General features: G+C 58.4%; 20 protein-coding genes and 1 pseudogene. 9 read left to right on the top strand and 12 right to left on the bottom strand.

What is annotated here, in order from left to right:
• Window positions 1-27 precede the first annotated feature (27 nt).
• A complete protein-coding gene (locus ADJ74_RS07175; RefSeq protein ID WP_050343081.1) occupies window positions 28-882 on the bottom strand; it encodes a MurR/RpiR family transcriptional regulator in 855 nt (284 codons plus the stop codon).
• 29 nt (window positions 883-911) lie between these two features.
• Window positions 912-4031, bottom strand: a complete 3120-nt coding sequence (ileS, locus tag ADJ74_RS07170) for an isoleucine--tRNA ligase (protein ID WP_050343080.1) — start codon at window positions 4029-4031, stop codon at window positions 912-914.
• A 156-nt stretch (window positions 4032-4187) separates the two neighbouring features.
• Between ileS and ADJ74_RS07165 the strand changes: the two genes are divergently transcribed.
• Complete coding sequence (locus ADJ74_RS07165) at window positions 4188-5174, top strand: protein-tyrosine-phosphatase (RefSeq protein WP_050343078.1); 987 nt, start codon at window positions 4188-4190, stop codon at window positions 5172-5174.
• A 285-nt stretch (window positions 5175-5459) separates the two neighbouring features.
• Here ADJ74_RS07165 and ADJ74_RS07160 read toward each other — a convergent pair whose 3' ends face one another.
• Both ADJ74_RS07160 and ADJ74_RS07155 read right to left on the bottom strand, forming a co-directional pair.
• Entirely contained in the window at window positions 5460-7358 is a 1899-nt protein-coding gene (locus tag ADJ74_RS07160) for a fructose-bisphosphatase class III (RefSeq protein ID WP_050343076.1), read from the bottom strand.
• A 79-nt stretch (window positions 7359-7437) separates the two neighbouring features.
• Window positions 7438-8982: a glycine betaine ABC transporter substrate-binding protein gene (locus ADJ74_RS07155; protein WP_050343074.1), complete on the bottom strand. Its 1545-nt coding sequence runs from the start codon at window positions 8980-8982 to the stop codon at window positions 7438-7440.
• A gap of 254 nt (window positions 8983-9236) precedes the next feature.
• Here ADJ74_RS07155 and ADJ74_RS07150 point away from each other — a divergent pair, with 254 nt between their 5' ends.
• The 6 genes from ADJ74_RS07150 (at window position 9237) to ADJ74_RS07125 (ending at window position 17124) form a co-directional block, all read left to right on the top strand.
• Complete coding sequence (locus tag ADJ74_RS07150) at window positions 9237-10598, top strand: HAD-IC family P-type ATPase (RefSeq protein ID WP_050343072.1); 1362 nt, start codon at window positions 9237-9239, stop codon at window positions 10596-10598.
• A gap of 158 nt (window positions 10599-10756) precedes the next feature.
• On the top strand, window positions 10757-12127 hold the full coding sequence (locus ADJ74_RS07145; protein ID WP_050343070.1) for a cytochrome ubiquinol oxidase subunit I: 1371 nt from the start codon (window positions 10757-10759) through the stop codon (window positions 12125-12127).
• A gap of 2 nt (window positions 12128-12129) precedes the next feature.
• Window positions 12130-13146, top strand: a complete 1017-nt coding sequence (gene cydB / locus ADJ74_RS07140; RefSeq protein ID WP_050343068.1) for a cytochrome d ubiquinol oxidase subunit II — start codon at window positions 12130-12132, stop codon at window positions 13144-13146.
• Window positions 13147-13154: 8 nt separating this feature from the next.
• Complete coding sequence (cydD, locus tag ADJ74_RS07135; protein ID WP_050343067.1) at window positions 13155-14798, top strand: thiol reductant ABC exporter subunit CydD; 1644 nt, start codon at window positions 13155-13157, stop codon at window positions 14796-14798.
• The gene (locus tag ADJ74_RS07130; protein ID WP_371257537.1) at window positions 14798-16411 is read left to right on the top strand and encodes an amino acid ABC transporter ATP-binding/permease protein; all 1614 of its coding nucleotides are present in this window, start codon (window positions 14798-14800) and stop codon (window positions 16409-16411) included. Before cydD ends, ADJ74_RS07130 begins: the two co-directional genes overlap by 1 nt.
• Window positions 16408-17124, top strand: a complete 717-nt coding sequence (locus ADJ74_RS07125) for a hypothetical protein (protein ID WP_050343062.1) — start codon at window positions 16408-16410, stop codon at window positions 17122-17124. Before ADJ74_RS07130 ends, ADJ74_RS07125 begins: the two co-directional genes overlap by 4 nt.
• Before the next feature lie 228 nt (window positions 17125-17352).
• Here the strand turns inward: ADJ74_RS07125 and ADJ74_RS11585 are convergent.
• Window positions 17353-17496 (bottom strand): annotated as a pseudogene (locus tag ADJ74_RS11585) (recombinase); the annotation flags it as partial.
• Window positions 17497-17631: 135 nt separating this feature from the next.
• Between ADJ74_RS11585 and ADJ74_RS07115 the strand changes: the two are divergent.
• Both ADJ74_RS07115 and ADJ74_RS07110 read left to right on the top strand, forming a co-directional pair.
• A complete protein-coding gene (locus ADJ74_RS07115) occupies window positions 17632-17904 on the top strand; it encodes a type II toxin-antitoxin system RelB/DinJ family antitoxin (RefSeq protein ID WP_009442906.1) in 273 nt (90 codons plus the stop codon).
• Entirely contained in the window at window positions 17901-18182 is a 282-nt protein-coding gene (locus tag ADJ74_RS07110) for a type II toxin-antitoxin system mRNA interferase toxin, RelE/StbE family (protein ID WP_050343058.1), read from the top strand. The genes ADJ74_RS07115 and ADJ74_RS07110 overlap by 4 nt, the downstream gene beginning before the upstream one ends.
• Window positions 18183-18276: 94 nt before the next feature.
• On the opposite strand, the gene ADJ74_RS07105 is transcribed toward ADJ74_RS07110, so the two are convergent.
• Genes ADJ74_RS07105 through nuoH form a run of 7 tightly spaced genes read right to left on the bottom strand, consistent with a single transcriptional unit; the run spans window position 18277 to window position 25642 of the window.
• Entirely contained in the window at window positions 18277-19731 is a 1455-nt protein-coding gene (locus ADJ74_RS07105; protein ID WP_050343056.1) for an NADH-quinone oxidoreductase subunit N, read from the bottom strand.
• Window positions 19731-21260: a NuoM family protein gene (locus tag ADJ74_RS07100; protein ID WP_050343054.1), complete on the bottom strand. Its 1530-nt coding sequence runs from the start codon at window positions 21258-21260 to the stop codon at window positions 19731-19733. The genes ADJ74_RS07105 and ADJ74_RS07100 overlap by 1 nt, the downstream gene beginning before the upstream one ends.
• On the bottom strand, window positions 21257-23161 hold the full coding sequence (gene nuoL, locus ADJ74_RS07095; RefSeq protein WP_050343052.1) for an NADH-quinone oxidoreductase subunit L: 1905 nt from the start codon (window positions 23159-23161) through the stop codon (window positions 21257-21259). Before nuoL ends, ADJ74_RS07100 begins: the two co-directional genes overlap by 4 nt.
• 14 nt (window positions 23162-23175) lie before the next feature.
• Window positions 23176-23481, bottom strand: a complete 306-nt coding sequence (gene nuoK / locus ADJ74_RS07090) for an NADH-quinone oxidoreductase subunit NuoK (RefSeq protein ID WP_009442911.1) — start codon at window positions 23479-23481, stop codon at window positions 23176-23178.
• On the bottom strand, window positions 23478-23972 hold the full coding sequence (locus ADJ74_RS07085) for an NADH-quinone oxidoreductase subunit J (protein ID WP_050343050.1): 495 nt from the start codon (window positions 23970-23972) through the stop codon (window positions 23478-23480). Before ADJ74_RS07085 ends, nuoK begins: the two co-directional genes overlap by 4 nt.
• The gene (locus ADJ74_RS07080; protein ID WP_050343048.1) at window positions 23969-24583 is read right to left on the bottom strand and encodes a 4Fe-4S dicluster domain-containing protein; all 615 of its coding nucleotides are present in this window, start codon (window positions 24581-24583) and stop codon (window positions 23969-23971) included. The genes ADJ74_RS07085 and ADJ74_RS07080 overlap by 4 nt, the downstream gene beginning before the upstream one ends.
• A 12-nt stretch (window positions 24584-24595) precedes the next feature.
• Window positions 24596-25642 carry an NADH-quinone oxidoreductase subunit NuoH gene (gene nuoH, locus ADJ74_RS07075; protein WP_009442913.1) on the bottom strand — a complete coding sequence of 349 codons (1047 nt, stop codon included), beginning with the start codon at window positions 25640-25642 and terminating at the stop codon, window positions 24596-24598.
• Between the last annotated feature and the right edge of the window lie 6 nt (window positions 25643-25648).

Here is a 25648-nt window from a genome sequence, read left to right as displayed (position 1 = left end):
ATCATCTCAAAGGTAGTTTTTCCTATATCAAGTTCTTTTCTCTGCGATCACCTTGCGCATCTTGCGGATATTCTCCCGATAGACTGTTGGATTCGCCATAGCCACTCCCATGTAAAGGAGATCAACGATCGCCATGTGAATCAACCGTGACGCTACAGACTCTGACTGGTATCGTATCTCGCGCCCCATTCCATGCAGTGTAATATCGGTGCGTTTTGCAAGTGCTGAATGGACATAGCTGGTAATGCCGATAATCCTTGCTCCGCTTGCCTTAGCAACATCAACACTCTGCAGCAGCTCTGCCGTAGTCCCGGTATGTGAAACAGCGATGACAACATCATGTTCTGTAAGAAGAGCCGCAGACGTTATCTGCTGGTGTGAATCGGAATACGCCTGAACAGGAATACCAAATCGCAAAAAACGTGTTTCAATGTCATGGCAGACTGTTGCTGAGTTCCCAAAGCCATACACCGCAACACGCTGTGCCTGACATATCAACTGAACAGCACGATTCACATCCTCATAATCCAGCAGTTTTAACGTATCCTGCAGTCCTTCTGAAATGCTGCGAAACATCTTCTGTGCAATCGTCGCATAGGAATCACCAGATCGAACATCTTGATAGACAACTTCATCCGAAGAGTATACGGCAGATGCCAGTGCAATTTTCAATCCCTGCAGCCCGCTGAACCCAAGTTTTTTACAGAATCTGGAAACCGTAATTTCTGCGCTTTTTGTATGCGCAGCTAAATCTGAAATCGTCTGTTCAAGGACTTCCCGTGCATGTGCATCAATATAGTCAGCAATGCGCTGCTCCGACTTTGTCAGTGAACGATAGGAATTACGCAATAAGGGGAGAGTCAACGCACGATTTTGCTCCATCGTAGGATTCTCCATTCTGCTGTCCATATTTACTGGATAGAAATGGTCAGCTTCTCGCCGTTGATGTTCCACTCCTTGCTCGTGCCCATCGGCGCATCACAGGAGAGGCTGTCGGCAAGCGTGATCTCGCGGATGAACGCCTCGTTCCTGCGCGCAATCTCAACGAGGCGCGGGTTGCCCGAGAGGTCGAGCGCAATGTGATCCGTCACCTCAAGGCCGCATTCCTTGCGCATCGTCTGCACCTTGCTGATGATCTCGCGGACAAACCCCTCCTCGATCAGCGCCTCGGTGAGCGTGGTCGACAAAGCGACCGTCACGCCGCCATAACTCTGGCAGTTGTACCCATCTCGCTGGGAGACGGTCACCTCGACATCCTCTGCCGTCACCGTGACATCGCCGTCGGGCAGATGAAGCGTATAGCTCCCATCCCCGGCGAGAGCATCCTTGACGGCTGCGCCGTCGCTCGCCTCGAGTGCCTTTTTGACCGCGCCCATCTGCTTTCCGACCTTCGGGCCGAGAACGTGGAAATTCGGCTTGACGTGATAGGCGAGGAAGTCCGACATATCGTCGCGGAAGACGACCTCCTTGATGTTCAGCTCATCCTCGATGATCTTCACGAAGAAGTCCGGCAGTTCATGTGCCGCCTTGACATACATCTGCCCCACCGGCTGGCGGTTCTTGATGTTCGCTGCGTTGCGTGCCGCACGGCCGAGCGTTACGACCTCAAGCACGACCTCCATATTGTCCTCAAGTGCGGGATCAATCCACGCCTCGTTTGCCGTCGGGAAGTCCGCGAGGTGCACAGAGATCGGCGCATTCTTGTCAACGGAGCAGACCAGATTGCGGTAGATGCTCTCCGTGATGAACGGCACCATCGGCGCCGCCGCCTTCACCGTCGTCACGAGTGCCGTATAGAGCGTCAGATAGGCGTTCACCTTATCCTGCTCCATCCCCTTCGCCCAGAAGCGGCTGCGGCAGCGGCGGACATACCAGTTCGACAGCTCTTCGACGAAGGACTGCAGTGCCTTGGCCGCCTCCGTCACGCGATAGTGTCCGAGGCAGTCGTCCACCGTGCGCACCATCGTGTTCAGGCGCGAGAGCACCCAGCGATCCATCACTGAAAGCTGGTCATAGTCCAGCGTATACTTCGTCGGATCGAATTCGTCGATATTCGCATAGAGCACATAGAACGCATAGGTGTTCCACAGCGTCCCCATGAATTTGCGTGCGCCCTCCTGCACGGCATCGTCGTGGAAGCGGTTCGGCAGCCACGGTGCGCTGTTCTCATAGAAGTACCAGCGGATCGCGTCCGCGCCGTGCCGTCCGAGCGCATCCATCGGGTCAACGGCGTTGCCCTTGGACTTGCTCATCTTCTGCCCGTCCTTATCCTGCACATGACCGAGCACAATGACGTTGCGATAGGGGCTCTTGTCAAAGAGCAGCGTGCTGATGGCGATCAGTGAGTAGAACCAGCCGCGTGTCTGATCGACGGCCTCGGAGATGAAGTCCGCCGGGAAGTATTTTTCAAAGAGTTCCTTGTTTTCAAATGGGTAGTGCCACTGAGCAAACGGCATGGAACCCGAGTCAAACCAGCAGTCAATGACCTCGGGCACACGGTGCATCATCTCTCCGCACTCCGGGCACGGGAACGTGATCGCATCGATGTACGGGCGATGCAGCTCGATGTCCGCCGGGCAGTTTGGCTGCAGCTCGCGCAGCTCCGCAATCGAGCCGACCGCGTGCTCATGTCCGCAGGAGCATTTCCATATATTGAGCGGCGTTCCCCAGTAGCGGTTGCGGCTGATGCCCCAGTCCTGCACGTGCTCGATCCAGTTGCCGAAACGCCCCTCGCCGATGGACGGCGGGATCCAGTTGACCGTCTTGTTGTTCGCAACGAGCTCGTCGCGCACAGCCGTCATGCGGATGAACCACGAGGCGCGCGCGTAGTAGATGAGCGGCGTGTCGCAGCGCCAGCAGTGCGGATAGCTGTGCGTGAACTCCGGCGCCTTGAAGAGCTTGCCGCTCGTTTCGAGATCGTCGAGAATCAGCGGATCCGCATCCTTCACGAAGACGCCCGGCCAATCCGTCTCCTCGGTCATCTCGCCCTTTTCGTTGACGAACTGAACGAACGGCATATTGTACTTGCGGCAGACGCGGTTATCGTCCTCGCCGAATGCCGGTGCCATGTGGACGATGCCCGTGCCGTCCTCCGTGGTGACGTAATCGTCACAGGTCACGAAGAATGCCTTGTCACGTACATCCTGTGTCACAAAGGGATAGAGCGGTTCGTACTTGCGGTACTCGAGCTCGCTGCCCTTCATCTTGGCAAGCTCCTCACGCTCGCCCCACGAGCCGTCGAACACGCTGTCCACGAGAGCCTCGGCGAGGTAGTAGACCTTGCCGCAGACGCGCAGCTTGACGTAGGTCACGTTCGGGTTCACGCAGAGGGCGAGGTTCGACGGGAGCGTCCACGGGGTCGTCGTCCATGCGAGGAAATAGGCATCCTCGTCCGCCGCCTTGAACTTCACGATGGCAGAGCGCTCGGTGACATCCTTATAGCCCTGCGCCACCTCGTGCGAGGAGAGCGGCGTGCCGCAGCGCGGGCAGTACGGGACAATCTTATGTCCCTGATAGAGCAGTCCCTTCTTCCAGATCTCCTTCAGCGCCCACCACTCGGACTCGATAAAGTCGTTCTCGTACGTAATGTAGGGATGCTCCATATCCGCCCAGAAGCCGACGACATCGGAGAACTGCTCCCACATGCTCTTGTACTTCCAGACGGACTCACGGCATTTCTTGATAAACGGCTCGATGCCGTACTCCTCGATCTGCTCCTTTCCGTTGATGCCGATCGCCTTCTCGACCTCCAGCTCAACGGGCAGCCCATGCGTGTCCCAGCCCGCCTTGCGGAGCACCTTGCGCCCCTTCATCGACTGATAGCGCGGCAGCATATCCTTGATGACACGCGTCAAAACGTGCCCGATATGTGGGCGGCCGTTCGCCGTCGGCGGGCCGTCGTAGAACGTGAACGTATCGCAGCCCTCACGCTGGTCAACGGCACGCTGTGCAATATGATTATCGCGCCAAAAATCCGCAACGGCTTTCTCGCGCGCGGCAAAATCCAGATTTGTATCTACTTTTTCGTACAAAGGAATCCCTCCCGCAGCATACATAGTCATGCTATTCTAGCACGGGAACGGCGATTTTTCAAGGAACAGGCGGCACCTGTGCAAGATTTCCCTTGCACCTTTATGTAAAGAGTGCTATAACCTACGGTGAATCATATAGGAAGCGAAGGGGATCTTATGCACACATTCAAACATTTACTCACTGCTCTGCTGTTATGCACGCTCTGCATTATCCCGTACACGGTCTCTGCTGCCGATGCGAATGCAGACTACCGCGGCTATGTCTGGCGCATCGATGCGGCGGCGGGGGATGCGGCGGAGCTGCCGCACAATTTCCGCACGGCGGCATCACCGTTCCAAACGCGGAAAGACGCAGCAAAGTTCGGCGTTGACCCGAACTACACGCCCTCGCGGGAAGGACTGGACGCCCTGCCGCTCTCGGGGAGTGCGGAGTTCTCCGCCCCTGCCTTTCACGCGCTGCTGAACAATCTGCACGCGCGCACAGAGGGCGCGGTCTGCATCGTCGATCTGCGGCAGGAGTCGCACGGCTTCATGAACGGAAATGCCGTCAGTTGGTACGGTAAGCACGACTGGGGCAACATCGGCAGGACGCAGCACGAGGCACTGCGCGACGAGAACACGCGCATCCACAGTGCACAGGGCAAAGACGTCGTGCTCGCTCATCTCGATAAGAAAAAGCAGCCCAAGAATCCGCAGACCGTTCGCGTCACTGAGGCGATGACGGAGCGCGAGCTGGTCGAGGGTGCGGGCGCGCGCTACGTCCGTCTCGCTGTCACCGATCACAAATGGGCAGAGCCGCAGACCATCGACGCTTTTGTCGATCTCGTGAGGAAAATGCCTGCAGACACATGGATGCACTTTCACTGTCAGGCAGGCAAGGGACGCACGACCAGCTTTATGGCGATGTACGATATGATGAAAAATCCCTCCGTCCCGCTGAAGGATATTCTCTATCGCCAGTACCTGCTCGGCGGGGCATACCTCGCCTATGACCCGGCCACGCAGCACGCGGCGACGGGATGGGAGGATGCAGACTACCACCACAAGACAGAGATGATCGCAAAGTTCTACGACTACGTTCAGCAAAACCACGGGAACGGCTATGCCGTACCGTGGAGTACTTGGCTGAAGAAGAATCCATAAGGACATAAGAAAAGGGAGCTGCTGCACGAAGTTAAAACCTTCGAGCAGCAGCTCCCTCTTTGTGCCCCTTCCACCGCTTGCGCGGTCCCCCTTGCTGACCTGTCCAAGAAGCAAGTCCACAGGACGAAGCTGATTGGGTAACAGGTCGTATGGGAAAACGTCCCAAGAACACGAGCGACAGCGATGTGTGATTGGCTGACGTTGACCGCTCCCCGTGATCACGGGGAAGGCTTTAAGGTATAGTGGCGAGCGCAGCGAGCCGATGAGGGGAGTACAGTAATTCTTTTACTGGGGCTTGATATGCCCCGTCTGATAGGCGCGCAGGAGCGCATGGAGATCGGCGATCTTGCTCTCGATGGCGGCACCGCGATCCGTGTCGCGCACGAGCGAGTGGCGTGCCTGCAGCTCAATCGTCTGGGAGACGGACTCTATATCGCGGTTCTCACGCAGGGCGTCGCGCACACTCGCCACGCGCTGATGCTGCAGGAGGCGCAGCCCGCGTGAGTTGTAGATGAGCGTATAACCCGAGATGCCCGTCTTGGCACGGAACGGCGCGGCAAAGCCGCCGTCGATGATGAGGGCGCGCCCGCTGCCGCGCAGAGGGCTCTCCCCCTTCTGCACCTTGACGGGGACGTGCCCGTTGATGATATGCCCGCGCTTCGGGTCGAGCCCGAACTCCTCCAAAATCTTTTCGCAGACCGCCTCATCGTTCACGAGGCGGAAATACGGATCGGACGGCTCCTTCCACGTACTTTCATCAGAGATGAAGGAACGCTCGAACGTCGTGAAGGAGCGCCCCGACACGGGAGAATTGTAGCCGCACCAGAGGAAGTACATGAAGTCCAGCCCCTCCTGCGTGTGCTCATTCCATCCCTCGCGTGCCTTCTCCTCGCAGAAGTCCATCCACGCGCGCCCGCGATATGCCTGTCCCTTGTACGTGATCGTGCGGAATTCCCCCGACTCCTCCATCGGCACACAGGCGTGAAAGAGCAGATTTCCATTGTAGCACGTATAGATGCTGCCGCGCTCATAGAGATAGTCCACATGGCGCTGGAGAGCCTTGCTCTCGAGGAAATACGAGCGCAGATCGGCGATGATATTCTCCTCATCCTCCGTGAGCGCCCAACAGTCAGCAGGATCGTCAATCGTCGGGAAATACGCGCTGTCGAGCTCTACGCGCCGCCCGCCGCCGAGCGTCACGCAGGAGAGATCGAAGTTGATCTTGTCCAGCAGCAGACGATCCTCCATCTGAAAGTCGGGATTACGGCGGATCAGTGCGCCCTCGAGCTTGAACATCATCATCGTAACGGCACGCTCCGCCGCCTTGATGGGGTTCTCGTCGGGGTAGATGCGCGAGGCAAATGTCGTGAGCGGGCGCAGGCTGATGCCGTAGCCGCGCTCCAATACGTCGGTATTGCGGTAGCGGAGGCTGTTGCGGATAACCGCCGCGATGCAGACCTCGCTGCCGAGTGCCGCGCCCATCCAGAGCACATCGTGGTTGCCCCACTGGATATCAACGGACGGATGCTCCATGAGAAGGTCGAGGATGCCGTCAGGGCGGTCGCCGCGGTCGTAGAAATCGCCGATGATGTGGATGCGCTCCACAGAGAGCCGCTTGACCAGCGTACTGAACGCCTCAATATAGTCTGGCCCGCCGCCGATCTCCACGATGGTCTCAATCAGCTGGCGGTAGTACGAAAGCTGTGCCTCATCGTGCTCGGGACGCGTGCTCAGCAGCTCCACGATGACCGACTCATAGCGTTTCGGGATGTAGTTGCGCATCTTGCTCGCGGGGAATTTCCAGCTCATGAGCTTTGTCAGTTCAAGGAGATTCGCGAGATTCTGCTGATACCAGAGCGGAGAAGTCTTCCCCTCCGCCGTCAGCTGCTCCATCTTCTCCCGCGGGTAGTAGATGAGCGTACAGAACTCCGCGCGCTCCTCCACCGTCATGCGGGTCTCAAAGCAATAGTCCACCTTCTCCTTGATGACGCCCGAGCAGTTGTTGAGGATATGAAAAAAGGAGTCGTACGCACCGTGCAGATCACTCATAAAGTGCTCCGTGCCCTTCGGCAGCATGAGCTGCGACTTCAGGTAGATGATTTTCTCGTAGACAATCTCCTTCGTCGGATACTTCTCCGCCATCAGGCGAAGAACCTTATCCTCCGCTGCTGCCGCTGTCGTCATGCCATATCCTCCTGTACTCTCATTAGGAAATTTATTGTTTCTATATTTTTCTGTATTTTACCATTAAACTGTGTTTACTTCAATTCAATATTCCTTTTTTGCGCAAGAACTCCTCAGCAACCGCACGGGGCTCCCTGCCCTCGCTTTCAACGGCATGGTTCATCGCCGCCATCTCTGCATCCGAAATGCTGCCCTCAAGGGAGAGAAGTACGGTGCTCAGCTCGGGATGGCGCGTCAGCACATCCTCGCGCACGACGTTGCCGCAGCGATAGGACGGGAAAAAGTGCTGATCATCCGTGAGAATGACGGCATCTGCCGCCGAGAGCTGTCCGTCGGTCGTAAACACGGTCATCACATCTACCTGCCCATCCGCGAGTGCCGCATATTTCAGCCCGATGTCGAGGTCAACTGTCCGTGCGAAGGAAAGTCCGTATGCCGCACAGAGCGCAGGATAGCCGTCCTCCCGCTCATAGAAATCGTACTCCGCACCAAAGGTCAGGCGCGGTGCCGCACGGTGCAGATCGGAGTAGGTGTGCAGATCGTACTGCTCCGCGACGGCACGGCGCACGACGAGGCCAAAGGTATCATTGAATCCGTACATGCCAACCCAGCGCATACGAAATGCTTTCTCATAGTCCGCTGTCAGCTGTGAAAATTTCTCCTCGCTGTACTTCGTGTCCTCTTTCAGCACCATATTCCAGCCCGTCCCCGTGTACTCGGGATAAATGTCGAACGCGCCGCTCTCCATCCCCGGCTGGATGTTTGATGTTCCGCCGCCGACGCCCGCCGTAATGCGCGCCTCCAATCCCGTATTCTGCTCAATGACCATCTTCAGCATCTCACCCATGATAAGCTGCTCCGTCATGGGCTTCGTCGCGATGTGAATGACATCCGCTCTGCCGAAAAATCCATACGTCACACCGCTTGCAACGATGAGAACAGCTGCCGCCGTGCCCGCATAGGCAACGCGTCTCTTTCCTGCCATCCGCGGGGGATGCTTCAGCCATGCCTCCGCACGCCCCAAGACAGCATCTGCTGAGAGCGCGAGAACGGCGATGAGCAGGCTGCCCGCGATGGTGAGGGCGGGGTTGTTCGTCGTAATGCCGCGATAGATCGCGACACCGAGTCCGCCCGCACCGATGAACGAGGCGATGCCCGCGAGGGCGATCGTCATTGTCGCCATATTGCGGATACCCGCCATGATGATGGGCATGGCGAGCGGCAGCTGGACACGCGTCAGCACATAGAAATCCGACCCGCCAAGACTCGCTCCTGCCTCGGAGAGGGCCGCGGGGATCTGCGCCAGCCCCGTATGGGTCGCGCGCACCATCGGCAGAAGCGCATAGATCGTGAGTGCGATGATCGCCGCCGCGTTGCCGATGCCAAAAAACGGGATGAGAAAGCCGAGCATTGAGATCGATGGTATTGTATAAAGGAAATTAACTACGCCAAGCGTCGGTGCTGCCGCACGCTCATAGCGATAAATGAGAATGCCCGCCGTACCGCCGACGATGATGGCAATGCCGATCGCCGCGCCCGAAATCCAAAGGTGCTCGATCATCAGCTGCAAAAAGAACGTACTGCGCTCCGTCATCATCGAAACTACTGCATGCAGCAACGTCATGGTATCACCCTCCCATATCGTATTAGAATCACGAATCTCCGCCGAAGCATGGACAAAATAGATGCGCCGCGACGGCACAATTTGTTTTCTTTATACCATATCATTATAGGAAGGACAATATCTCCTATCTATGATAAATGTTACGGTATGGAATGTCTGTATATCTTCTCCAAACAAACGCATCGTGTTTGTCTCTTCTCCTTTCCTATGATATAATGCCCGTGTAACAATCGTATGGCAGGAGCTGAGTATCCTTGAAAAAATTTCTTTCTTCTACGGTCCATTTTGTCCTCAGCGTTATTGTCGCAGCGGCGGCTGTGGGCTTCTGGTACACGACGGAAAACGTGAGTATCGAGGCGGCATCCGAGATCTTTCTCGGCGTTTTCCTCGCCGCATCGCCGATCCCATGGCTCGTGTCACGCTGGCTGATCGCCCTGCGGATCAAGCGACATCTGCGCACGGACGGCATCGTATGCAGCCGCATGAGCGCACTCACCGAGCTCATGCACGTGGATACCATCGCCTTCAACCGCAACGGAACGCTGACGGAGGGGGATATCTTCATCTCGGCGCTCGTGCCCGAGGGCATGACGCAGAGCTCGCTGCTCGCACTCGCGGCGAGCGCCGAGCGCGACGCTCTCCATCCCTACGCTCAGGCACTCTACCGTACCGCCATCGAACGTGGGCTGCATCTCACGCGACACTCCGCCGCACGCGAGGAGGAGAGCTTCGGCGTAGAGGCACTGATCGTACGTACGCCTGTGCGCGTCGGCAAAAAGGAGTGGCTGCAGGAGGAGAACATCGAGATCAGCGCGGCACTCCTGACGCGCGCCGATCAGCTCGCGACGAGCGGGCAGTCGCCGCTCTTCGTCAGCTCAAGCAAGTACGCACGCGGCATCATCGCCGTCCGCGACGATCTGCGCATGGAGGCAAAGCGTGCACTGAACGCCCTGCGTCAGCGCGGACTCTCCCTCGTCCTCCTCACGGGTGAGACGAAGCGTCTCGCCAACGCGACGGGCAAGGAGCTGCACATCGCCGACGTGCGCTCCGATCTCACGGAGATGGACAAGGCACGCGAGATCCGTTTGCTGCAGTCACGCGGCGCCATCGTCGCCATGGTGGGCGACCCGATTGCCGATCAGGCCGCCCTGCGCACAGCGGACATCGGCATCGGCTGCCCGTCCACCCTCGTAAAGCCGCCCGCCGAAGCAGCGGAGGAGGAAACGGAGACGGATCCGCTGCGTGCCGAGCTGCTAAAGGGGCCGGACGGCACAGCGGCCGCCGCCGAGGTGGTCGAGCCGCTCATCCCACCCGAGGACGCTGCCTACTTTGAGGCACAGACGCGGCGCAATCAGGGTAAGATCGAGAACTATGTCCCCGACATCGCACTGGACAGCGTCGGACTGCCGCGTCTCGTCACCCTGCTCGATGCAGGCGAAGCGGCACGCGTACGCGCCCGCCAGAATACGTGGCTCACCGCTCTTTTCATCGCACTCTGCACGCCGACAGCAGCAGGGCTCCTGCCGCTGTTCGATGGCCCGCTTCCCTATCCGTGGGTTGCCGGTGCACTCGCGGCGGTGGTCGGCATACAGACAGTCAACGCCTTGCGAAAATAATTACGACTAATTCCTAGATAGTTCATTTTATCAATCTAACTTGTATTTCATATAAACCTATGATATAATGCAGGGAATCGAGGGGCTTTTGTCACACGCCGTGGACAAAAGCCGTTGCTGTTATTATCATAGGTATTATTTTTAGGAGGGATTTGGACATGGAAGCAGTGATGCTGTCGCGATGGCAGTTTGCAATCACTACCATCTATCACTTTCTCTTCGTCCCTGTCACACTCGGTATGGCGATCTTTGTCGCCCTGCTTGAGACGTGCTACGTCAGGACGAAACGGCCGGAGTGGAAGAAGACCTGCCGAAAACTGCTGAACTTCTTCGGTACGCTCTTTCTCATCAACTTCGCGATGGGTGTCGTCACAGGTTTGGTACAGGAGTTCCAGTTCGGCATGAACTGGTCGGAGTATTCGCGCTTCATGGGCGACATCTTCGGCGCACCGCTCGCACTCGAGGCTCTCACGGCGTTCTTCCTCGAGTCCACCTTCCTCGGCATCTGGATGTTCGGCTGGGACAAGCTCTCGGAGAAGGCACACTGCGCCTGCATCTGGCTCGTCGCACTCGGCAGCAATCTGTCCGCCTTCTGGATTCTCGTCGCGAACTCCTTCATGCAGCATCCCGCCGGCTACGTACTCGCCAACGGGCGCGCCGAGATGGCAAGCTTCGCAGAGCTCGTGACGAACCATTACATCCTCGGCGAGCAGTCCCACACACTCTTTGCAGGCATCACGACGGCCGGCTTCGTCGTCATGGCAGTTTCGGCATGGAAGCTAATGCACGACACGGAGTCGCGCTATGCGTTCACGCAGGCGATCAAGGCGGGTGCCATCTACACGCTTGTCGGGGTGGTCGGCGTCATTGCGAGCGGACATTTCCACACACAGTACCTCGCACAGGCAAACCCGATGAAACTCGCCTCCATGGAGGCCCTCTGGGAGACGGAGGATCCTGCACCGTTTGCCGTTCTCGCCTACCCCAATATGGAAAAGGGGCAGAACGATTTCGAGATCACCATTCCCTACATGTTCACGATCATGGTACATGACGGCCCCTCGGGCGAGGTGCGCGGCATCAACGATCTCCAGAAAGAGGCTGTGCAGAAGTACGGCGAGGGCGACTACCGTCCGCACGTCACGATGCTCTTCTACGCTTTCCGTGCGATGGTCGGCGCTGGCTTCTTCATGGTGCTCGTCTCGCTCGTCGTGCTCTATCTGACGAAAAAAGAGAAGCTTCTTTCGGCAAAGAAGCTTCTCTATGCCCTGCCGTGGCTGGTCGTCATTCCGTTTATCGCCAATTCCTGCGGCTGGATCGTCGCAGAGATGGGGCGTCAGCCGTGGCTCGTGGTGGGACTGCAAAAGACAGTGAACGGCGTGTCGCCGAATCTCACAGCAGGTGAGATCTGGTTCACGATGATCGGCTTCACGGTACTCTACCTGCTGCTGCTCATCACCGCTCTCTATCTCGCCTTCCGCTTCATCCGCCGCACGAAGATCACTCCTGCCATCGAAGGAGGGAAGTAAGAATGGACTACAATATTCTTTGGTTCGTGCTGATCGTCGTCCTCTTCACAGGATTCTTCTTCCTCGAGGGTTTTGACTATGGCGTCGGCACGCTCCTCACACTCATCTCCGACAAGGAGAGCGACCGCTCTCAGCTCATCCGCAGCATCGGTCCTGTCTGGGACGGCAACGAGGTCTGGATGATTACGGCGGGCGGTGCCACGTTTGCGGCTTTCCCGCATGTCTATGCGACGATGTTCAGCACCTTCTACATCGCGCTCTTCCTCATGCTCGCTGCCCTCATCCTGCGCGGCGTCGCCTTCGAGTTCCGCCATCATCGCGAGGATGAAGTATGGCAGCGCCGCTGGTCGTATGCGCTTGCCTTCGGCAGCATCGTCCCCGCATTCCTCTGGGGCGTTGCGGTCACGAATCTGATCGCAGGGCTTCCCATCGGTGCGGACAAGGTCTATCAGGGCGGATTCTTTGATCTCCTGACGCCCTACACGATCGTCGGCGGCATCACGTTCGTCCTCGTCTTCGCGTTCCACGGCGCGGCATTCTTGCAGCTGCGCCTGACCAGCACCTATCTGCTCGACCGCGCCCGCGTGCTCGGTCTGAAGTTTGGCGTCGCTGCAGCGGTCTTCTATGTGATCTGCATGATCCTCACCTATGTTGAGACCGACCTCTACCAGAGCACTGTTGCCACGGCGGCTCTCTTCCTCTCGGCGCTCTCTTTCGTGCTCGGCATCGGTGCTCTCTACAAGCGCGCCCACAAGGGTGCGTTCATCCTCGGCGCCCTCGCCATCGTCGGCACGACGGTCGGCTTCTTCGCCGGACTGTTCCCGCGTCTCATGGTCTCGAGCCTGAACTCCGGCTACAGTCTGACAATCTACAATGCGTCCTCGACGGAATACACGCTCTCCATCATGACCATTGCTGCCGGCATTCTTGTCCCCGTCGTCCTCTGCTATCAGATCTGGACGTACTACATCTTCCGCAAGCGCATTTCCCCGAACGATTCGGGACATCAGGCATATTAAAGGAAACAATGAAAAAACGAAAGTCCATCCTGTTTCAAATGCTGCATTCGCAGCGGCGCAGCCTCTCCATCCGCGTTGCGGTCGAACTCCTGCACGGAGGGCTGACCATCCTCGCGGCATGGAATACAGCCGCCATTGTGAACACTGTATTTCTTGGGCACGGCGGACTTGCCGAAACAGCATCAGAGCTTCTGATGCTGTTTTTGTGCATTTTCGCCATGGCGCTCCTGCGCCTGCCAAAGAGCCGCATCGAGGCGCAGCTCTCCGATGATCTGCGGCTCTACTGCCGGCGTGCCCTCCACAGAGAGCTGCTTGCACATGGACAGAGCGGTGCGGGTGTACTGACGCTTACGCTTGAGCGCGTCGATGCGCTCGACCCTTGGTTTCGCACTCTCCTGCCCACCATGATCGCAGGTGTCGTCATCATCCCGCTTGTCCTGCTCGTGACGGCTGTCGTCGATCCGCTGTCGGCGCTGCTCTTTCTGGTCACCCTGCCGATCGCGCCATTTCTCCTCTACCTCATCGGCAAGGCGACGCGCCGTGCCAGTGAGCGTCAATGGGATGAGATGCGTACGCTGACGGACGGATTCGGTAATCTGGTGCGCGCGGCGGCGACGCTTAAAATCTTTCGCCGCGTCGATGCGGAGGGACATCATCTCGCGCAGATGAGCCATGCGTTCTCCGAGGCCTCGCTTGCCGTACTGCGGCTCGCCTTTGTCTCCTCCTTTGCACTGGAACTGATTACCACCCTGTCGATTGCCCTCATCGCGGTCTCCATCGGTCTGCGTCTCATGGACGGCGGCATGACCTTTCAGGCGGCATTCTTCGTGCTCATCCTTGCGCCGCAGTTCTATCAGCCGCTGCGTGAGGGCGGGATCGCCTTCCATGCAGCGATGGATGCCGCGACGGCAGAGAAGGCACTTGCCCCCTACCTCGATGCACCACCGTCCATCACGGGAACACACGATCAGATTCTCTCCCCTCCCTCCGTACGCACGAAGGCGCTCACCTACCGCTATCCGCTGACCGATGAGGCCGTTCTGACGGATCTCACGCTCTCCTTTCCCGCAGGAAAGTCCACCGTGATCGCAGGGGACAGCGGCAGCGGCAAATCGACGCTGCTCCTTCTCCTCGCGGGGCAGCTCTCTCCTTCGGAGGGGAGGATCACCCTCGCGGACGGTGCAGGAACAGCGCATAGCTATGACCTCGCACGTCTCACGGAGGAAACACGCACTGCGCTCATCACCTACGTCCCGCAGGAGCCGCATATCTTTGGTGCGAGCCTTGCGGAAAACGTGACGCTGTGGACGCGGGACGCGGCGGATGCCGAAATCACGACGGCACTGGAGGCGGCGGCACTCGGCGACTTTTTGCGCGCGCTGCCCGATGGTCTGCATACGCGCCTCGGCATGGGCGGCCATCCGCTTTCGGCAGGAGAACGTCACCGCCTCGGTCTGGCACGCGCCCTCTTTCAGGATCGCCCCATCGTCCTTCTGGACGAGGTGACGGCGGGGCTGGATGAGGAGACCGAGCGGTGCGTGATCGATGCCCTGACAGTGTTTTCACATCACCGCACGATGATTCTGACGGCGCACCGTCCTGCGCTCATCGCATGGGCAGACCAGGTCGTGACACTGGGAGGTGAGGCATGATGACCACAATGCTCTTTCGGCTGCTCTCCATCGCCGCACCTGCGGCGGCACTCCCCGCCCTCCTCGCGGGATTCCTCGCGGCCGCGGCGGGCATTTCCCTCATTGCCTCTGCGGCGTGGATCATCGCCAGTGCGGCACTCGCGCCGCCCCTCTCGGCACTTGCCCTTGCCATTACCTGCGTGCGGGCGTGCGGCATCGGGCGCGCCGTCTTTCGCTACCTGGAGCGCCTGCTCTCTCACCGTCTCGCCTTCGGATGCTACGAGACGCTGCAGCAGGCGACCTACCGCCGCTCTGCCGCCGTCATTCCCATGCGAGAGGGCAACGTACGCGAGGGCGAGTTCCTCCACGATCTGCTGACGGGCTGTGAGACCCTGCGCGACTTCTACCTGCGCGCCGTCCCGCCGCCACTGATCGCCCTTGCCTTGGTGCTGCTCGCCTGTGCGGCTCTCCTGCCGCTCAGCATCCCTGCGGCCACAGTCGTATTCCTGCTCTTTCTACTCCACCTCGCGCTCCCTCTCCTCCTCCGCGAAACGGAACTGCGCGCGCAAAGTGCCGACTATCGCAGCAGCCTCCTCGATCAGATCGACGGGCGCACCGAGCTGCGCGCCGCCGGCAGTACACAGCATGCACAGGCAGTGCTGGATGAGGCGGCGGCGACGTTTCAGCGCGAGCGGACGGCACGAGGGAGGCGCCGCGAGCAGCTCTTCACCCTGCTCGACGTCCTGCGGATCATCGTCTGGATCGCAGCCATCATCCTCCTCATCCCTCGCGTGATCGAGGGGATCCTCACGGGTATCCAGTACGCGGTCTGGGTTCTCGCCCTTGAGGCAGTACTCGCCGAGCTCCGCCCGATCCCCCCCGCCGTTCTCGGCGCACAGGAATCGGCGCGTGCCGCGCGACACATTCTCCCATCAGACGGAGAGCACACACAGCCTGCCTCCATCGCACCGCCTTCCGAAAAATCAGCAAACGCACCTCTGATCGAGGCGAAACACCTCGTCTTCGGCTATCATACGGGCATCCCCATAGTGCAGAACCTCAGCCTTACGATCCGCCGCGGCGAGCACACGGCCATCATCGGTGAGAGCGGCGCAGGCAAGACGACGCTGGCGAGCCTTCTGCTCCGCCTCTGGGAGCCCGATGCGGGCACGATCTCCTACGATGGTATTCCCCATACGAAGCTCCCTCTCGAAGGGTCGCGCACCTATTTTGGTGCTGCCCTACAGGGCAGCTGGCTCTTCTCTGCCTCCATACGGGACAACTTTCTGCGCCTGCGCGGCGATATCTCTGAGGCAGCAATATGGCACGCACTCGAAACGGCGCAGCTCGCGGACGTCGTTCGGGCTCTGCCCGCAGGGCTCGACGAGCCGCTCGGAATGAACGCCTCCCGTCTTTCGGGGGGACAGCGCAGCCGCCTGCTCACCGCACTTGCACTCGCGGGCGATGCGCCGATCCTGCTCCTCGATGAGCCGACAGCAGGGCTCGATGCTGCCTGCGGTACACGCCTCATCACATCCGTCTTGGCAGATGCCGATGCACGCGGCGCAACGCTCATCGTCATCACACACGATCTGCCCCTTTTGAATCAAATGAAACAGGTGATAAAACTATGACGCCGGAAACATTTCATGAACGCATCCATCTCGTTATCGACCGTCTCGGAAAAAACGCCCCGCCCCACGAGCTCTTTGCCGGCGGTGTGGAGGACTGGCACGCACGGGCGCGGCTCGCCCATTTTCTCGCACAGATGCCGGAGCATCGCGCAGAGGCCATCGAACTCTTTCAAAGTGTTATGGATGCCGAGGTGAACGAGGAACTCGCGCAGGACGTAGAGGAGAAAGTCTACGCCATGCAGGGGCTCTCGGCACTTGAGGCGGAGGAAAAGGAAACTCAGGAAGCGGCACTCGATCACATCAATCTTGCGATCGAGTGCGCCGAGGGGACGGATTTCCTCTACAAGTACATTCTGCGCGGTGAACTGTGGGCGGATCGGTGGAACCTCATGCACAAACTCGGCATGACCAAGGACGCCGAGGCGGAGGCAGACGAGCGCATCGCCGCCTTTGATGGACTGGAGGATGCCGTCCCGCACAACAGCTACCTGTACTACGGCTACCGATTCAAGGCACATCTCGCCGCCGAGCGCGGTGTCGTCCTCATCGCAAAAGACTACATGCACATGGCAATTCACGCGATGGAGATCCCGCCTGACTACAAACAACCCCTTGCCGATGCATTTGCACAGACACACGAAAACGCCTCATGGATTCTGCGCGAGATCGACCGCGCCACTCCCGATCCTGCACGGCTTCACTGGGATATTTAAGGAAGCACTGATAAATTCAGCACCGCTATCTTAGATTGACTGCATCACGCACAGGATCACATGCCGAACTATTCTAAAGCAGAACACAAGGGGCTATTGCACAAAGATAAATTTACCTTCGTGCAATAGCTCCTTCTGTGTTTTTTCACAAAATTAAGGCTGCTGCACATTTGTTTCGTGCAACAGCTCCCATCTAATTCAAAGGTTTTATCACTTTTTCTTCCTACAGAGCTTTCCCGTCTGGCAAATGCTGTCAATCAGGGAGCGGCGTCTCGCAATTACGTTCTCTTTGACTTTCAGCAAGGAGTTCAGTGCCTTGACGAAAATCTGTTTGATCTCCTCTTCCGTTAGATGCTTTGTGCTGCATGGCTTGGAGATTATTGCGACTCTCTGCTTTTGTAAAAAAGAAAGCTTTGACCGCCTCTCCTTAGTTATACTCAAACGTTTCGCTTTACATCGTAAACCAAACAAGCTATACTGGTTCCAAAAGAAAGGAGTGTGGTCATCATGTCAACCGTCCCTACTCAAATAAGAATTGACCGGAACATAAAAGAACAGGCTAGCGCATTGTTCTCTGGGCTGGGCCTAGATATGTCCGGTGCCGTTAATATGTTTCTCCATCAGTGTGTCCTTCGTGGAGGCATCCCATTTTCTATCGAAATGCCCCATTATAAACAAAGCACCTTGGCGGCTATGGAAGAAGCAAGAAAAATCTCCCGCAACCCGGATGTTCCTAGCTATGACAACATGGACGACTTGAAGAAGGCATTGGAAGAATGACCTATCACATCAAGTTCACCAACGCTTATAAGAAAAGTTACAAGCGTGCCAAGAAACGCGGCTTGAATCTCAAGCTACTGGATAATGTTGTTGAAGCATTGGGACAGGGGCACAAGCTAGATGCCAAATACCGTGACCATGCACTTCATGGCAATTGGGAGGGATTTCGCGAGTGCCATATTCAACCGGATTGGTTGTTGATATACCTCGTTGAAAACGACGTCCTAACCTTGACCCTAGTCGAAACTGGAACCCATGCAGACATATTCGATGAATAAGTTGTTTGGTCTGCTCCCTAGAGAACAGACAGTAAATCAAAGGGGCTGCTGCACGTTTGTTTCGTGCAGCAGCCTCTTTCTTATCACAAATTTTCTAACGCATAAAGGTATAGACGGCGATATTGCTGAAGATCGAGAGTGGCTCTGCCCAGACGCCGATGACGAGGGTAAAGGCGACAGCAATGATGCCCATGGCTCCTGCCGAGAACGGGAGACGCAGCGGCGTGTCGATCATCGGCTCATCTGCCTCGACATCGCGGAACATCTCCTTGATGACAAGGAGGTAGTAGTAGACGGACATCATCGACACGACAAAGCCCAGCCCCGCGAGCCAGAGGTAGCCCGCATCAATCGCTGCGGAGAAGATGTAAATCTTGCCGACAAAGCCTGCCGTCGGCGGGATGCCCGCCATCGTCAGGAGCGCAACCATCAGGATGCCCGCCGGAAGCAGAGAGTCATGCGCCAGCCCGCGCACGCTGCGGAAGTCCGCACTGCCGCGTTCCGTCTCGAGATAGGAGACGGTCACGAACGCCCCGACGTTCGCCAAAACGTAGACCATCGCGTAGAAGAGCACCGCCTTGATGCCCGCCGCGTTCGTCGCAACCATCGCCGTCATCATGTACCCCGCCTGCGCAATCGAGGAGTAGGCGAGCATCCGCTTGATGTTCGTCTGACGGAACGCCATGATGTTGCCCCCAACCATGGAGACACACGCAAGCGCCGCCATCAGATGCGTCCAGTACGCCGAGAGCGCAGGAAATGCGACGAAGAGCACGCGCAGGAGGATCGCCACCCCCGCCGCCTTGGAGCACATGGCGAGGAGCGCCGTCACGGGCGCAGGTGCTCCCTCATACACATCGGGTGCCCAGAGATGGAACGGGATGATCGAGAGCTTGAAGAAGAAGCCCGCAAGGATAAAGACCACGCCGATGAGCCCGAGGGAAAGCACGAGACCAAGCCCCTGTGCAATCCCTTGAAACATCATTGTCCCCGTCATCCCGTAGACGAGGCTCATGCCGTAGAGGAGCACTGCCGTCGAGCCCGACCCGAACACCAGATACTTGATGCCCGCCTCTGCCGAGAGCGGCGCATCCGTGCGGATCGCAACGAGTGTATAGAACGAGATTGTCATGAGCTCCAGCCCGACAAATGCCGTCATGAGGTCGTTCGCCGAGGCGAGAGCGCACATGCCAAGCAGGGCGGACAGGAGGAGCAGATAGAACTCGCCCCTGTGGCGGATCATCTTCTCCACATAGTCCTCTGCGAAAAGCACGGTGGCGAGAACACCGACGATAAAGAGAATTTTGAAGAACACGGCATAGCCGTCAACGATGTAGAGCCCCGCGAAGAACGCCGTTGCTCCCCCATCCGGCGGATACATCCGCACGGCGAGAGCGAGGACGCCGAGCAGTCCGAGCGCAGTCACGCGGGCGAGGGCGCGGCGCGATGTCCCACGCGCCATACAGAGGTCGATCAGGAGCACGGCCGCCATGAGTACGGCGATGCCCAGCTCGATGGAGATCGCGGCAAGATTCATTTCCTGCATCATCACTGCCCACCTCCCAGAATCGTCGGTGCATCCTGAATCATCTCAAGAAGCGGTGCCAACGGCGCAGTCCCCGCGTCCACCATGCCCATGAGGAGCCCCGGGAAGACGCCGAATCCGACGAGGAAAACGCCGAGCACAACGAGCGGAACAACGTCGATTTTCCGCTCATCGGGGTACTTCGCGAAGCGTTCCACCTTCGGGCCGAAGAGCACGCGCGCGAGCATGCGCAGAACATAGAATGCGGTAAAGATGATGCCGGAGACCGCAATCACCGTGAGAGCCGGATATGCCTCCACCGTCCCCACAAAGATGGTAAACTCCGGCACAAAGCCGATCAGGCCGGGCAGCCCGAGCGAGCACAGCCCTGCGAGCATAAAGCCGACCGTGACATGCGGCATATAGTGCGCCAAGCCCCAGAGATCGCCTACACGGCGCAGCTCCGTCTTTTCGTAGACGTAGCCGACCTGCGAGAAGAAGAGTGCGAGCATGATGCCATGCGCCACCATATAGGCAACGGCGCCGCCGACGCTCACGACATTGAGTGCCGCGAAGCCGAGGAGAACGTAGCCCATGTGAGAGATGGAGGAGTAGGCGATCATGTACTTGATGTCGCGCTGCGCGAGTGCGATATAGGACGCATAGATCACATTGATCGTGGCGAGGATCGCGATCAGCGGTGCCCAGAACTTTGCCCCGAGCGGCAGGATAAAGAGGCCGACGCGGATGAGCGCGTAGCCGCCGATCTTTTTCAGCACACCCGCATTGATCATCGAGATCGCCGTCGGTGCACCTGCATAGCCGTCGGGCGACCATATATGCATCGGGAACATCGAGAGATGCGAACCGAACCCGACGAGCAGGAGGAGGAATGCCGTCACCTGCACCTCCCACGAGATATGTCCCGCGATAGCAGCGGCGGCGAGTGCCTCAAAGTCGAACGTCCGCATCCCGGACTCGTATGCACTCACGTAGAGAAGGAGCACGCCGACGAGCATGAACGCCGAGCCGACAAGGAGGAAAATGGTCATCTTCATCGCCGCGTGTTCCTTCGTCACGCGCTCGGACGAGCCCCAGATCATCACCATCAGATACGCGGGGATGACGACCATCTCACAGAGAACGAGGAAGAAGAAGAGGTCGCGCACGAGGAATGCTCCCGAGACACCCGCGATCACGATGAGCAGAAGGACGAAGTACTCCTTGACCCGCTTTTCCACATGCCATGAGCTGTAGACAGCCGCGAGCCCAACGACGCTTGACAGGAGGAGCATCGGCAGAGAGATCCCATCCACACCGAGCGAGTAGGCAACGCCGAGATCCGTGATCCACAGCATGTACTCTGTGTACTGCATCCCGCCGAGCGCCATATCGTAGTCCGCGTAGACAAAGAGCGTCAGCAGCGTCACGATGATCATCGCCAGTGCCGAGAGCTGACGTATCGTATCGTGCAGGCGTCCCGGCAGCAAGGCGAGGATGAGCGCGGCCACGAGCGGTGTGAGGAGAATGACCGAGAGAATCGGAAATGTCATCGCAGAAGACCTCCTCCCAGATACATCAGAACCTGTACCGCCCAATACAGCGCATAGCACAGGAGAATCACGACGCCCGTGTAGAACACGACGACATACCGCTGTGCCTGCCCGTTGACGTTCTCCGTCAGCACCTCGCTCATTGCCAGACCATAGGCGCCGAGTCCATTTATGATGCCGTCGAAAATCTTTTCATCGACCCACTTGAGAACCACCGCCGTGCCGTAGACGAAGCGCTCGCGGAAGTAGCCATACAGCTCATCCACATAGAACTTGTTGTAGACGACGCGATAGAGGAAGCCGAAGCTTCGCTGCTGCATCGCCGTGCGCAGACAATGACGGCCATAGACCTGATACGCCGCCGCAAAGGCGAGGAGGGCGAGCACGATACTCGTCCCCGCCACCGTCCAGTCGATCGCCTCATGATGCGGTGCATCCGCGTAGATCCACAGAGAGAATCCGCCGAAGTAGCCCCACAGACCGCTTACAATCGTAAGCAGCGCGAGCATAATCATCGGCCAGCGCATGAAGGCATCGACCTCATGCGCCTCGTGTTCACTGCGGCTCTCGCCGAGAAAGGCGACAATGAGGAGACGTGCCATGTAGAAAGCCGTGAGGAAGGAGGTGAACGTTGCCATGAGATAGAGCGGCGTGCTCGCGTGCATCGCCGCGGCGAGGATCTCATCCTTTGAGAAGAAGCCCGAGAACGGTGGGATACCGGAGATCGCAAGGACACCGATCAGCATCGTCACGAAGGTGAGCGGCATCTTTTTCCAGAGCCCGCCCATCTTGGTGATGTCCGTCTCATCGTGGAGTGCGTGCATCACCGCGCCCGCACAGAGGAAGAGCATCGCCTTGAAGAAGGCGTGCGTCATGAGATGGAACATCGAGGCGGAGAACGCGCCAATCCCGACCGCGAGCATCATGTAGCCGAGCTGACTGATGGTCGAGTAGGCAAGCACCGCCTTGAATCGCCGCTGCGTCACGGCGATAACCGCCGCAAAGAGCGCCGTAAACGCTCCGAGCCCTGCGATGAAGTCCATCACGAGCGGACACTCACTGAAGATGAAAAAGGCACGCGCAACGAGGAATACACCTGCTGCGACCATCGTCGCCGCATGGATGAGCGCCGAGGTCGGCGTCGGGCCTTCCATCGCATCGAGCAGCCAGACGTGGAGCGGGAACTGACCGGACTTTCCGATCGGCCCCATGAAGAGCAGCAGACCGATCACCGTCAAGTAGCCCGTCCCCGCGACGAGGACATACGCGGGCATCATCAGCCGCAGCTCGATGAAGTCCATCGTCCCGAACGCAACCTGCACGAGCAGGATGCCGACCAGCATTCCAAAGTCGCCGATACGCGTCGTGATGAACGCCTTCTTCGCCGCCTCGCGCGCCGAGACCTTATTGTAGTAGAATCCGATCAGGAGGTAGGAGCAGAGCCCGACGCCCTCCCAGAACACATAGAGCTGGAGAAAGTTGACCGAGACGACCAGCCCGAGCATCGCGGCCGAAAACAGCGAGATGAACGCAAAGAAGCGCCCCATCCCCTCATCGTGCTCCATATAGCTGACAGAGTAGATGTAGACGAGCAGCGAGACCAGCGTCACGATGACGAGCATGAGTGCCGTCAGCGGGTCGATCAGAACGCCCATCGCGAGCTCCACCGCACCGATGTGCGCCCAGACCGTCTTCATCACGTAGGGATCGCCCATCGTGATCTGATAGTTTACCGCGGCGAGTGCAACAAAGACGGAGAACGCAAAGGCCAGAGCCATCATCGCAATCGCAATCGTCGCCGAGAGGTTCTTCTCCCGCCGCGTAAAGGGTGCAATAATGAGGAACGCAAGCGCAGGGAACAGGGGAATCAGATAGGCATGCGTCAGAGCAAAGGTAAACATAGCACTCCCCTCCCCTAGTCTTTCAGCGTATCCAGCTCATCGACATTCGTCGTGAACCGAATCTGATACAGGCGGAATGCGAGAGCCAGCCCGACGGCGATCTCGGATGCAGCGACCGCAATCGAGAAGAGTGCCATCAGCTGCCCCTCCGCGTTGTGCGCGTAAAAGCGGTCAAAGGCAACGAGATTGATGTTGACCGCATTGAGCATCAGCTCCACGCACATGAGAATCGGGATGATGCCGCGCCGCGTGAGGAGCCCATAGAGCCCAATGCAGAACAGCAGTGCAGACAAAAAGAGCAGATCAGGAATACCGATCATGCCGCATCCCCTCCTCTCGCCAAGAGCAGTGCGCCGACCATCGCCGCGAGGAGCAGTACCGCCGTCACTTCAAACGGCACGAGATACGTGCCGAGCATCAGCTGGGCGATCTCGTCTGCCCCCGTCGATGCAGCAAATTCGCCCGCAGGAAGCGGAGCAAGGACAATGCCGCATCCGATGAGGAAGAAGATACTGCCTGCCAGCAGCCCCGTTACGACGCGGCGAAAGAGCTTCTGCGAGGGATTGGAGTGCGCCATCGAGTCCCGCCGCGTCAGCATGATCGCCATGACGATGAGGACAGCGACTGCGCCGCTGTAGACCATGAGCTGCACCGCACCGAGGAACTCCGCACCGATGTAGAAATAGATCGCCGCCACACCGATGAATGAGAGTACGAGAAAGAGTGCACTGTGCACGACATTCGGTGAGAGAACGACACCGAGCGCGCCGATGATCGTCACGGCAGCGAGAAAGTAAAAGATAAAGCTCATGTCGCCCCTCCTTCCGTCGTCTGCGCATCCTTTGCCGTGCCGTTTTCCGTGGCGGATGTGTCCGCCGCAGCTTTTTCTTCAGCGGTTTTTTCCTTTGCGGCAGCCTCCGCTTCGGCTTTCGCCTTTGCCTCTGCCTCCGCCTTTGCCTTGGCAGCGGCTTCTTTCTTCGCCTTTTCCTCTGCCGCCTCGACCTCTGCCTGTGCGAGGAAGTCCGCGAGATCGGCACGGTCTTCGTCCGTCATGGCATCGTGCGTCATCGTCTCCTTGCTCCACGTGGCGATGGCGTAGTTCTTATCCCAGACGAGCGTATGGACCGGACACGCCTCCACACAGAGATTGCAGTAAAGACAGCGCCCCGAGTGATGAATGTAGGACTTCATGTGGCGCTTCTTCTTCGCATCTGGGACAATTGTCAGATCAAGCGCCTTGTTCGGGCACGCATTTGCGCACATCGAGCAGCCGATGCAGACGCGCCAGTCCATCGCGAGATTGCCGCCGCGAAAATTATCCGTCATGGGCAGCTTCTCCTCAGGGTAGCAGACCGTCTCCTTCTTGCCCCAGAGATGCTTCCATGTGACACTCATGCCGGTCAAAAGGCCTTTTCCAAACATGTGCGTCCCCCCTTAAACGATACCGAACCAGAACATCAGCGCGCCCGTCAGAACAACGTTCAGAATCGAGAGCGGGACGAGCACCTTCCAGCCGAACGTCAGGATCTGATCCACGCGCGTGCGCGGGAACGTCCAGCGGAACCACATGATGAGCAGCACCATGAGCACCGCCTTGAAGCCGAACCAGACGAATCCCGGCAGGAACGACGGCCCGCTGTAGCCGCCGAGGAAAAACGTCGTCGCGAGGATCGCCGCCGTCAGGAGGTTCGCGTACTCTGCGAGGAAGAACAGCGCCCAGCGCATTCCCGAGTACTCCGTAAACGGTCCTGCGATAATCTCTGACTCGCCCTCCACGAGGTCAAACGGCGTACGGTTCGTCTCGGCGACCGCTGCGATCAGGAAGATGATAAACGCGAGCGGCTGCATGAAGATAAACCAGTAGTTCTGCGCCTGCATCTGGACGATATCGTCGAGGCGCAGTGAGCCCGTCAGCATGATGATGCCGAGCAGGGAGAAGAGGAGCGGCGCCTCATAGCTGAGCATCTGCCCGACGGTGCGCATGCCGCCGATAAACGAATACTTATTGTTCGATGCATAGCCGCCCATGAGGAATGGCAGCACTGCCTGCCCCGAGATGGCAAAGAGGAGGAACACACCGACGTTGACATCGGCGAGTACCGCCCCCGCATCGAACGGGAAAAGCGCGTAGACGAGCGCTGCGGGGACAAAGAGCAGCGCGGGCGAGAGTGCCCAGACCACCTTGTCCGCACCGGCGGGCATAATGTCCTCCTTGCTCATCAGCTTCAGCATATCCGCAACGGGCTGCAGCAGACCGAATCTTCCGCCCACGCGGTTCGGCCCGATGCGCACTTGGATGAACGCGCAGATCTTGCGCTCCGTGTAGGTAAAGACAATCGCCGCCATCGAGATGATACCGAGCAGGATGGCAATACCGACGAAGGTCATCACAAGATCCACTACGAACGGAATCGGGATCAGGCGGTAGATGAGTCCGTCCAGCCCCACCGCAGTCGCAGAAAGAAAAGAGCTCTCCATCATTCGTCT

The sequence above is a fragment of the Selenomonas sp. oral taxon 478 genome (assembly GCF_001189555.1).
In the GTDB taxonomy this organism is placed as follows: domain Bacteria; phylum Bacillota; class Negativicutes; order Selenomonadales; family Selenomonadaceae; genus Centipeda; species Centipeda felix.
The sequence above is the reverse complement of the archived record's forward strand: the minus strand, read 5'-3'. Positions and strand labels throughout refer to the sequence as shown.

Excerpts from the sequence above, each read along its gene's own strand:
- ADJ74_RS07175 (WP_050343081.1), bottom strand. The coding sequence starts at position 882 with ATGGAGCAAAATCGTGCGTTGACTCTCCCCTTATTGCGTAATTCCTAT.
- ADJ74_RS07165 (WP_050343078.1), top strand. The coding sequence starts at position 4,188 with ATGCACACATTCAAACATTTACTCACTGCTCTGCTGTTATGCACGCTC.
- ADJ74_RS07160 (WP_050343076.1), bottom strand. The coding sequence starts at position 7,358 with ATGACGACAGCGGCAGCAGCGGAGGATAAGGTTCTTCGCCTGATGGCG.
- ADJ74_RS07155 (WP_050343074.1), bottom strand. The coding sequence starts at position 8,982 with ATGACGTTGCTGCATGCAGTAGTTTCGATGATGACGGAGCGCAGTACG.
- ADJ74_RS07145 (WP_050343070.1), top strand. The coding sequence starts at position 10,757 with ATGGAAGCAGTGATGCTGTCGCGATGGCAGTTTGCAATCACTACCATC.
- cydB (WP_050343068.1), top strand. The coding sequence starts at position 12,130 with ATGGACTACAATATTCTTTGGTTCGTGCTGATCGTCGTCCTCTTCACA.
- cydD (WP_050343067.1), top strand. The coding sequence starts at position 13,155 with ATGAAAAAACGAAAGTCCATCCTGTTTCAAATGCTGCATTCGCAGCGG.
- ADJ74_RS07130 (WP_371257537.1), top strand. The coding sequence starts at position 14,798 with ATGACCACAATGCTCTTTCGGCTGCTCTCCATCGCCGCACCTGCGGCG.
- ADJ74_RS07125 (WP_050343062.1), top strand. The coding sequence starts at position 16,408 with ATGACGCCGGAAACATTTCATGAACGCATCCATCTCGTTATCGACCGT.
- ADJ74_RS07115 (WP_009442906.1), top strand. The coding sequence starts at position 17,632 with ATGTCAACCGTCCCTACTCAAATAAGAATTGACCGGAACATAAAAGAA.
- ADJ74_RS07110 (WP_050343058.1), top strand. The coding sequence starts at position 17,901 with ATGACCTATCACATCAAGTTCACCAACGCTTATAAGAAAAGTTACAAG.
- ADJ74_RS07105 (WP_050343056.1), bottom strand. The coding sequence starts at position 19,731 with ATGATGCAGGAAATGAATCTTGCCGCGATCTCCATCGAGCTGGGCATC.
- ADJ74_RS07100 (WP_050343054.1), bottom strand. The coding sequence starts at position 21,260 with ATGACATTTCCGATTCTCTCGGTCATTCTCCTCACACCGCTCGTGGCC.
- nuoL (WP_050343052.1), bottom strand. The coding sequence starts at position 23,161 with ATGTTTACCTTTGCTCTGACGCATGCCTATCTGATTCCCCTGTTCCCT.
- nuoK (WP_009442911.1), bottom strand. The coding sequence starts at position 23,481 with ATGATCGGTATTCCTGATCTGCTCTTTTTGTCTGCACTGCTGTTCTGC.
- ADJ74_RS07085 (WP_050343050.1), bottom strand. The coding sequence starts at position 23,972 with ATGAGCTTTATCTTTTACTTTCTCGCTGCCGTGACGATCATCGGCGCG.
- ADJ74_RS07080 (WP_050343048.1), bottom strand. The coding sequence starts at position 24,583 with ATGTTTGGAAAAGGCCTTTTGACCGGCATGAGTGTCACATGGAAGCAT.
- nuoH (WP_009442913.1), bottom strand. The coding sequence starts at position 25,642 with ATGATGGAGAGCTCTTTTCTTTCTGCGACTGCGGTGGGGCTGGACGGA.